7 protein-coding genes are annotated in these 8,842 nt (G+C 65.8%); 6 read left to right on the forward strand and 1 reads right to left on the reverse strand.

What is annotated here, in order from left to right; all coding sequences use genetic code 11:
* Positions 1 to 55 precede the first annotated feature (55 nt).
* The 6 genes from typA to ACF08M_RS19840 all read left to right on the forward strand — a co-directional run bounded on the left by typA (position 56) and on the right by ACF08M_RS19840 (position 8,247).
* Positions 56 to 1,927 (forward strand): translational GTPase TypA, encoded by a 1,872-nt coding sequence (typA, locus tag ACF08M_RS19815; RefSeq protein ID WP_392186539.1) that lies wholly within the window; start codon positions 56 to 58, stop codon positions 1,925 to 1,927.
* A gap of 436 nt (positions 1,928 to 2,363) precedes the next feature.
* Positions 2,364 to 4,004, forward strand: a complete 1,641-nt coding sequence (locus ACF08M_RS19820) for an ABC transporter substrate-binding protein (protein ID WP_392186540.1) — start codon at positions 2,364 to 2,366, stop codon at positions 4,002 to 4,004.
* Between the two features lie 165 nt (positions 4,005 to 4,169).
* Positions 4,170 to 5,102 carry an ABC transporter permease gene (locus ACF08M_RS19825; RefSeq protein ID WP_392186541.1) on the forward strand — a complete coding sequence of 311 codons (933 nt, stop codon included), beginning with the start codon at positions 4,170 to 4,172 and terminating at the stop codon, positions 5,100 to 5,102.
* Positions 5,095 to 6,039: an ABC transporter permease gene (locus ACF08M_RS19830; RefSeq protein ID WP_392186542.1), complete on the forward strand. Its 945-nt coding sequence runs from the start codon at positions 5,095 to 5,097 to the stop codon at positions 6,037 to 6,039. The genes ACF08M_RS19825 and ACF08M_RS19830 overlap by 8 nt, the downstream gene beginning before the upstream one ends.
* Positions 6,040 to 6,050: 11 nt before the next feature.
* Positions 6,051 to 7,109, forward strand: coding sequence for an ABC transporter ATP-binding protein (locus ACF08M_RS19835; protein ID WP_392186543.1), 1,059 nt, complete (start codon positions 6,051 to 6,053; stop codon positions 7,107 to 7,109).
* A complete protein-coding gene (locus ACF08M_RS19840; RefSeq protein ID WP_392186544.1) occupies positions 7,102 to 8,247 on the forward strand; it encodes an ABC transporter ATP-binding protein in 1,146 nt (381 codons plus the stop codon). Before ACF08M_RS19835 ends, ACF08M_RS19840 begins: the two co-directional genes overlap by 8 nt.
* Before the next feature lie 77 nt (positions 8,248 to 8,324).
* On the opposite strand, the gene ACF08M_RS19845 is transcribed toward ACF08M_RS19840, so the two are convergent.
* Positions 8,325 to 8,741, reverse strand: coding sequence for a hypothetical protein (locus ACF08M_RS19845; protein WP_392186545.1), 417 nt, complete (start codon positions 8,739 to 8,741; stop codon positions 8,325 to 8,327).
* Positions 8,742 to 8,842 lie beyond the last annotated feature (101 nt).

The raw sequence follows: 8,842 nt of genomic DNA on the forward strand, positions 1-8,842 counted from the left end.
ACCCGAGACCGACTGAGACGCCTGATCCACGACCCGAGAGAAGCGCTAGCCACACATGCCCACGCGCCACGACATCCGTAACGTAGCCATCGTCGCCCACGTCGACCACGGCAAGACCACGCTGGTCGACGCCATGCTCAGGCAGGCCGGCGCCTTCGCCGCGCACGCCGCCGAGAACCTCGACGAACGCATGATGGACTCGAACGACCTGGAGCGTGAGAAGGGCATCACGATCCTCGCCAAGAACACGGCGGTGAAGTACCACCCCAAGGACGGCGGGGACCCGATCACGATCAACATCATCGACACCCCGGGCCACGCCGACTTCGGCGGCGAGGTCGAGCGCGGTCTGTCGATGGTGGACGCGGTCGTCCTGCTCGTCGACGCCTCCGAGGGCCCGCTCCCGCAGACCCGCTTCGTGCTGCGCAAGGCGCTCGCCGCGAAGATGCCGGTCATCCTCTGCATCAACAAGACGGACCGCCCCGACTCCCGGATCGCCGAGGTCGTCGACGAGACGTACGACCTCTTCCTGGACCTGGACGCGGACGAGGACCAGATCGAGTTCCCGATCGTCTACGCCTGCGCCCGTGACGGCGTGGCCTCGCTGACCAAGCCCGAGGACGGCACCGTCCCGCCGGACAGCGACAACCTGGAGCCGTTCTTCTCCACGATCCTGTCGCACGTCCCGGCCCCGGAGTACGACGACGAGGCGCCGCTCCAGGCGCACGTCACCAACCTGGACGCCGACAACTTCCTCGGCCGCATCGCGCTCTGCCGCGTCGAGCAGGGCGAGCTGAGCAAGGGCCAGACCGTCACCTGGATCAAGCGCGACGGCACGATGTCCAACGTCCGCATCACCGAGCTGCTGATGACCGAGGCGCTCACCCGCAAGCCGGCCGACAAGGCGGGCCCGGGCGACATCTGCGCCATCGCCGGTATCCCGGACATCATGATCGGCGAGACCCTGGCCGACCCCGAGAACCCGATCGCGCTGCCGCTGATCACGGTCGACGAGCCGGCCATCTCGATGACCATCGGTACGAACACCTCGCCGCTCGTCGGCAAGGGCGGCAAGGGCCACAAGGTCACCGCCCGTCAGGTGAAGGACCGCCTCGACCGCGAGCTGATCGGTAACGTCTCGCTCCGCGTCCTGGACACCGAGCGCCCCGACGCCTGGGAGGTCCAGGGCCGCGGCGAGCTCGCGCTGGCCATCCTCGTCGAGCAGATGCGCCGTGAGGGCTTCGAGCTCACGGTCGGCAAGCCGGAGGTCGTCACCAAGCAGGTCGACGGCAAGACGCACGAGCCGATCGAGCGCATGACGATCGACTCCCCCGAGGAGCACCTCGGCGCGATCACCCAGCTGATGGCGACCCGCAAGGGCCGTATGGAGACGATGACGAACCACGGTTCGGGCTGGGTCCGCATGGAGTGGATCGTTCCGTCCCGCGGCCTCATCGGTTTCCGTACGGAGTTCCTGACGCAGACCCGCGGTACGGGCATCGCGCACTCCATCTTCGAGGGCCACGAGCCGTGGTTCGGTGAGCTGCGCACCCGTCACAACGGCTCGCTGGTCGCCGACCGCGCGGGCTCCGTGACGCCGTTCGCGATGGTCAACCTCCAGGAGCGCGGTGTCATCTTCACCGAGGCCGGCACCGAGGTCTACGAGGGCATGATCATCGGCGAGAACTCCCGCGCCGACGACATGGACGTGAACATCACCAAGGAGAAGAAGCTCACCAACATGCGTGCGGCTTCCGCGGACACCACGGAGAACGTGGTGCCGGCCCGCAAGCTCTCCCTGGAGCAGTCCCTGGAGTTCTGCCGCGAGGACGAGTGCATCGAGGTGACCCCGGAGACGGTCCGTATCCGCAAGGTCGTCCTGGACCAGAAGGAGCGCGGCCGTGCCGCGTCGCGCGCCAAGCGCTGACGAGCCGTCGGCCGATGGCTCGTCAGGATGAGCCATCTGAGCCATTGACATGAGACCCGGGCCCCCGCAGACACTGTGGGGGCCCGGTCGTTTCGTCAACTCGTTTTCCTGTTCGAGGTGTCCGGTTATCGAGCGTCGCTCTCCGGAACATGTGTTAACGGTCCGTTTCGGGCGCGTCTGTCTGGGATCATTTTGTCCGGATTTCGGGCAACCATGCCTCGGTGATGTTGTCAAACCGAGACCCTTTAAGTGTGGTTTACGGCCCGCCTGTACTTAATAGTTGGCTCCATTGAGCTCGGGTCAATGGGTCACGCACTGTGGGGAGTGCCGACTCACGAGCACACTCGGGGCACTGGAACGATCGCCGTCAGGGGTGTCGGTGTATCACTGCAGTGCCCCTCTTGTAGTCAAAAGTGGACTCATGAGGAGGAAACCCATGCGTGGTGCCAAGAGCGCCAAGTGGGTCGCGGGAGCGGCAATCATCGCCCTGGCTGCGACCGCCTGTGGCGGCGGCGACAGTGACAAGGGCAAGGGGGGCGACGGCGCCAAGGGGGCTGTCAACGCCGACGGCATCTTCTCCGTCGAGGTCGGTGAGCCGCAGAACCCGCTGCAGCCGGCGAACACGATGGAGTCGAACGGCAGCATCGTCACCGACGCGGTCTTCTCGCAGCTCGTCGACTACGACCCGGCCGGCAAGCTCGTCATGGTCAACGCGGAGTCTGTCGAGACCAAGGACAGCAAGCTCTGGACGGTCAAGCTCAAGAAGGGCTGGAAGTTCCACGACGGAACGCCGGTCACCGCCAAGTCCTACGTCAACGCGTGGAACTGGGCCGCGAGCATCAAGAACAACCAGAAGAACGCCTCCTGGTTCAGTGACATCAAGGGCTACACCGATGTCCACCCCGAGGACGCCAAGGCCAAGCCGAAGTCGGACGCGATGTCCGGCCTGAAGGTCGTCGACGACAACACCTTCACCATCGAGCTCAACGCCCCGCTGCCGTACTTCTCGTACAAGCTCGGCTACACGGTCTTCTCCCCGCTTCCCGAGTCCTTCTACAAGGACCCGAAGGCCGCCGGTGAGAAGCCGGTCGGCAACGGCGCCTACAAGTTCGTCAGCTGGGACCACAAGAAGCAGATCAAGGTCGTCCGCAACGACGACTACCAGGGCCCGGACAAGGCGAAGAACGGTGGTGTGATCTTCAAGAACTACACCACCCTCGAGACCGCCTACGAGGACCTGAAGTCCGGCAACGTCGACGTGCTGCGCCAGATCGGCCCGAAGGACCTCCCGGTCTACCGTGCCGACCTCGGTGACCGCGCCGTGGACAAGGCGTACTCCGCCGTCCAGACCATTGCCGTCGCCTTCTACACCGACCAGTGGAAGGGCGTCGACCCGAAGGTCCTCCAGGGCCTGTCGATGGCGATCGACCGGAACACCATCACCAAGACGGTGCTCCAGGGCACCCGCGAGCCCGCCACCGGCTGGGTCGCCAAGGGTGTTCTCGGTTACCAGCCCAACGCCACGGGCGACATCACCAAGTACGACCCGGCGAAGGCCAAGCAGCTCATCAAGGATGGTGGCGGCGTCCCGAAGAACGCCATCTCCATCCAGTTCAACGCCGATGGCGGTCACAAGGAATGGGTCGAGGCTGTCTGCAACAGCATCACCCAGGCGACCGGCGTCAAGTGCACCGGCGACTCGAAGGCCGACTTCCAGGCCGACACGAACGCCCGTGACGCCAAGCAGGTCAAGTCCATGTACCGCTCCGGCTGGGTGCTCGACTACCCGGTGAACGCGAACTTCATCTCGGACCTGTTCCGTACCGGTGCCGCCGGCAACCAGGGTGACTTCTCGAACAAGGCGCTGGACGCGGAGATCAAGAAGGCCGACTCCGCGGCCTCCCTCGACGAGTCCGTCGCGGCCTACCAGAAGATCGAGAAGGAGCTGGTGAACTACATGCCCTCCATCCCGCTCTGGTACTACAAGGTCAACGCCGGATACTCGGAGAAGGTCCAGAACGTCGACTACGCCCAGGACGGCGACCCGATCCTGACGCAGATCGAAGTCAAGAAGTAGTCACCGACATAGTCCGCGCGCCGGCGCGGGACCGACACTGAGGACGGTCCGCGCCGACCGCACGCAGTGGCCGGGGGGCCCTTCCACGCAATTGACGACCCCACAGGGGGAGTCGGGGCGGGGGAGGGCCCGTCGGCTGCCGCCCGCCTATTACATGGAGGCATGATGGGGCGCTATGTCGCACGACGACTGCTCCAGATGATCCCGGTCTTCCTCGGGACGACTCTGCTGATCTTCCTGATGGTCTATACGCTGCCCGGCGACCCCGTGCGCGGGCTGTTCGGGGACAAGGGCGTGGATCCCGCGACCCTCGCCGCCATGCGGCACAAGCTGGGACTGGACCAGCCGATCCTGCAGCAGTACTGGAATTACATGACAGGCATCATCCTGCATGGTGATTTCGGTACTCAGATTGCCAGCGGCCGTCCGGTGACCGACGTACTCGGCGACGCCTTCCCCGTCACGCTGCGTCTGGCCGCCATGGCCTTCGTGATCGAGATCGTCCTCGGTCTCGGTCTCGGCATGGCCGCCGGTCTGCGTGCCGGCCGGCTCACCGACAATGTGGTCCTGATTCTCACCCTGCTGATCATCTCGATCCCGGTCTTCGTGCTCGGCTTCATCGTCAAGACGGTGTTCGCCTTCCAGCTCGACTGGATCGCGCCCAATGTGTCCAGCGATGCGACGTGGGGCGAACTGTTCACGCCCGCGATCGTCCTGGGATCGCTCTCGTTGGCCTACGTGGCGCGGCTCACGCGTACGACCATGGCCGAGAACCTTCGCTCGGACTACATGCGCACGGCGGTGGCCAAGGGACTTCCCAAGCGCCGCATCATCGGGGTGCACCTGATGCGCAACTCGCTGATCCCCGTCATCACCTTCCTCGGTACGGACCTGGGCGCCCTGATGGGTGGCGCGGTCGTCACCGAGGGACTGTTCAACGTCAAGGGCATCGGTGGCACGATCTACGAGTCGATCGTCAAGCGTGAAGGCACGACACTCGTCGGCCTCGTCACCATCCTGGTGCTCGTCTACCTGTTCATGAGCCTCATCGTCGACCTGCTGTACGCGGTCCTGGACCCGAGGATCCGTTATGCCTGACGTGACCAAGACCGCACCCGCGCCCGAGGACGCCAAGGCTCCCGTCGCGCAGTCGGCGGCCGCGAAGCCCGAGAAGGCCCGCAGCCTCTGGGGCGACGCCTGGGCGGACCTGCGGCGCAACTGGTACTTCATCGTGTCGTCGGTGCTCATCGCGATCCTGCTCGTGATCACCGCGTTCCCGGGACTCTTCACCGACGCGTCGCCGACCGCGGGCGACCTGGTGCACCACTTCCTCGGCAAGCCCGAACTGAGCAAGGTCGGCTCGCCCGAGTGGCTCGGCTACGACGGCCAGGGCCGCAGTGTCTACGCGCGTGTCATCTACGGCACCCGCGCCTCGGTGATCGTCGGTGTCTGTGTCACCGCGCTGGTGACCGTCTTCGGCGGTCTCATCGGAATGCTGGCCGGCTACTTCGGCGGCTGGGTCGACGCGATCCTGTCCGGCTTCACCAACATCTTCCTGGGTGTCCCGTTCCTGCTCGGCGCCATGGTCGTTCTCCAGGCCTTCACCGAGCGCACGGTCTGGGTGGTCGTCTTCGCCCTGGCGTTCCTCGGCTGGACCCAGATCGCCCGTGTCATGCGCGGTGCGGTCATCACCATCAAGCAGGCGGACTACGTACAGGCCGCCAGGGCGCTGGGCGCCGGCACCGGCCGGATCCTCTTCCGGCACATCCTGCCGAACGCCATGGCCCCGGTGATCGTCGTCGCGACGATCTCGCTCGGTGTCTACATCTCGGCCGAGGCGACCCTGTCGTACCTGGGCCTCGGTCTTGCCGCCCCGACGATCTCGTGGGGCATCGACATCTCCGGTGGCGCCAGCCAGATCCGCGTCGCGCAGCACATCCTGCTGTACCCGTCGATCATGCTCAGCATCACCGTTCTGGCGTTCATCATGCTCGGCGAAGCGGTCCGCAACGCCCTCGACCCGAAGATGCGATAAGGAGGGCGAACGTGACCACCATCGACAAGACCGCCGAAGTCCCGTCCGCACGCTCGGGTGACGACCACGTCGGCCCGCTGCTCGAAGTCCGTGACCTGCACGTGGAGTTCCACACCCGCGACGGTGTGGCCAAGGCGGTCAACGGCGTCAACTACAGCGTGGACGCCGGTGAGACGCTCGCCGTGCTCGGCGAGTCCGGCTCCGGCAAGTCCGTGACGGCCCAGGCCGTCATGGGCATCCTCGACATGCCGCCGGGCAAGATCCCGCAGGGCGAGATCTTCTTCCGCGGCCAGGACATGCTCAAGATGTCCTACGAGGAGCGCCGGAAGATCCGTGGCCAGAAGATCGCGATGATCTTCCAGGACGCGCTGTCCTCGCTGAACCCGGTCCTCACCGTCGGCTATCAGCTCGGCGAGATGTTCCGGGTCCACCAGGGCCTGTCCAAGAAGGAAGCCAAGGCCAAGGCCATCGAGCTGATGGACCAGGTCAAGATCCCGGCCGCCAAGGCCCGGGTCTCGGACTACCCGCACCAGTTCTCCGGCGGTATGCGCCAGCGCATCATGATCGCCATGGCACTGGCGCTGGAGCCGGACCTGATCATCGCCGACGAGCCGACCACCGCGCTCGACGTGACCGTCCAGGCCCAGGTGATGGACCTTCTCGCGGAGCTCCAGCGCGAGTACAACATGGGCCTGATCCTGATCACGCACGACCTCGGGGTCGTCGCGGACGTCGCCGACAAGATCGCCGTGATGTACGCGGGCCGGATCGTCGAGACCGCCCCGGTCCACGAGATCTACAAGCGCCCGGCGCACCCCTACACCAAGGGCCTGCTGGAGTCGATCCCGCGCCTGGACCAGAAGGGCCAGGAGCTCTTCGCGATCAAGGGTCTGCCGCCCAACCTGCTCAACGTCCCCACGGGTTGTGCCTTCAACCCGCGCTGCACGATGGCGCAGGACATCTGCCGTACGGACATCCCGGTGCTGAGCCCGGTGACCGAGCAGGACGGCACCGAGCTGGCCGGCCGCGGCAGCGCCTGCCACTTCTGGAAGGAGACGATCCATGGCTGACATCAAGAAGGAGTCCGTGGACGCCACCCCGAACGTCAGCGAAGTGGAGACGGTCGACGCCGCCACCGAGGCGGAGGCGGTCGCCGCCATCGACGCGCCGGTGTCGAAGGGCGAGCCGATCCTCCAGGTCCGCAACCTGGTCAAGCACTTCCCGCTGACCCAGGGCATCCTGTTCAAGAAGCAGGTCGGCGCGGTCAAGGCCGTGGACGGCGTCTCGTTCGACCTGTACCAGGGCGAGACGCTCGGCATCGTGGGCGAGTCCGGCTGCGGCAAGTCCACCGTCGCCAAGCTCCTGATGACGCTGGAGCGGGCCACCGCCGGCGAGGTCTTCTACAAGGGCCAGGACATCACCAAGCTGTCGGGGCGCGCGCTCAAGGCCGTGCGCCGCAACATCCAGATGGTGTTCCAGGACCCGTACACCTCGCTGAACCCGCGTATGACGGTCGGCGACATCATCGGGGAGACCTTCGAGATCCACCCCGAGGTGGCCCCGAAGGGCGACCGGCGCCGCAAGGTCCAGGACCTGCTGGACGTCGTCGGGCTCAACCCGGAGTACATCAACCGCTATCCGCACCAGTTCTCCGGCGGCCAGCGCCAGCGCATCGGCATCGCCCGCGGCCTCGCGCTCAACCCGGAGATCATCATCTGCGACGAGCCGGTCTCCGCGCTCGACGTGTCGGTGCAGGCGCAGGTCATCAACCTGATGGGGAAGCTCCAGGACGAGTTCAACCTCTCCTACCTCTTCATCGCGCACGACCTGTCCATCGTCCGGCACATCTCCGACCGGGTCGGCGTGATGTACCTCGGCCAGATGGCCGAGATCGGTACGGACACGGAGATCTACGACCACCCGACGCACCCCTACACCCAGGCGCTGCTGTCGGCGGTCCCGGTCCCGGACCCGGAGGCCCGCGAGGGCCGCGAGCGGATCATCCTCGTCGGAGACGTCCCGTCCCCGGCGAACCCGCCGTCGGGCTGCCGCTTCCGTACGCGCTGCTGGAAGGTCCAGGACAAGTGCTCCACGGAGATGCCACTGCTGGCGATCCCGGAGCGCTTCAAGGGCGCGGACACGCCGGCCGCGCACGAGTCGGCCTGCCACTTCGCCGAGGAGAAGAACGTCGTCGGCGCGGCCCAGTGATACGCCCCGTATGACACGGAAGGCCCGGAACCCGCCAGGGTTCCGGGCCTCTCATTCATTCCGTCGGGGACGTACAGCTATGTGGTGTACTCCAGCTCGGTTACAGCGGCCTGACATACAGCCGGCGCGAGTTGGGTCACGTCAATCTCTGCGAGGTACGTCATCAGCGCCTGCCGGACCTCCTGCACGCGACTGGCGAGGTGCGTCGTGCTCAGGAGATCGCCGGGCGTGATCACTCGGCGGAACTCCGGCTGCTCGATCGCTGCGGCAATGAGTTTTTCCGCGATCCAGAGGGGAGTACGCTCGCGGATCGCGAACGTGAGGTGAACACTCCGCTCGTCGGAGTCCAGGACGTGAGGGTTGTGGACCCACCCTCTCGGCAGAAGGAGTGACTGCCCACGCTTCAGGTCCACTTCCATGTCCGGGCCGGCCGTCTCCCACTTCGGGATGAAGTCAGGGCTCCAGACCCGGAAGGATTCCTGGAACTCGCGCATAGGTGAGGGGTTTTCAACTGCTGGGCATCGAGGTCGGGTAGGTGAGCGTAACCATGTGCGAGTGAGTGTCGTTGTCAGGGCGTGAATCTGACGGAGTGGGC

The sequence above is a fragment of the Streptomyces sp. NPDC015032 genome (genome assembly GCF_043080425.1).
Lineage (GTDB): Bacteria > Actinomycetota > Actinomycetes > Streptomycetales > Streptomycetaceae > Streptomyces.

Excerpts from the sequence above, each read along its gene's own strand:
- typA (WP_392186539.1), top strand. The coding sequence starts at position 56 with ATGCCCACGCGCCACGACATCCGTAACGTAGCCATCGTCGCCCACGTC.
- ACF08M_RS19820 (WP_392186540.1), top strand. The coding sequence starts at position 2,364 with ATGCGTGGTGCCAAGAGCGCCAAGTGGGTCGCGGGAGCGGCAATCATC.
- ACF08M_RS19825 (WP_392186541.1), top strand. The coding sequence starts at position 4,170 with ATGGGGCGCTATGTCGCACGACGACTGCTCCAGATGATCCCGGTCTTC.
- ACF08M_RS19830 (WP_392186542.1), top strand. The coding sequence starts at position 5,095 with ATGCCTGACGTGACCAAGACCGCACCCGCGCCCGAGGACGCCAAGGCT.
- ACF08M_RS19840 (WP_392186544.1), top strand. The coding sequence starts at position 7,102 with ATGGCTGACATCAAGAAGGAGTCCGTGGACGCCACCCCGAACGTCAGC.
- ACF08M_RS19845 (WP_392186545.1), bottom strand. The coding sequence starts at position 8,741 with ATGCGCGAGTTCCAGGAATCCTTCCGGGTCTGGAGCCCTGACTTCATC.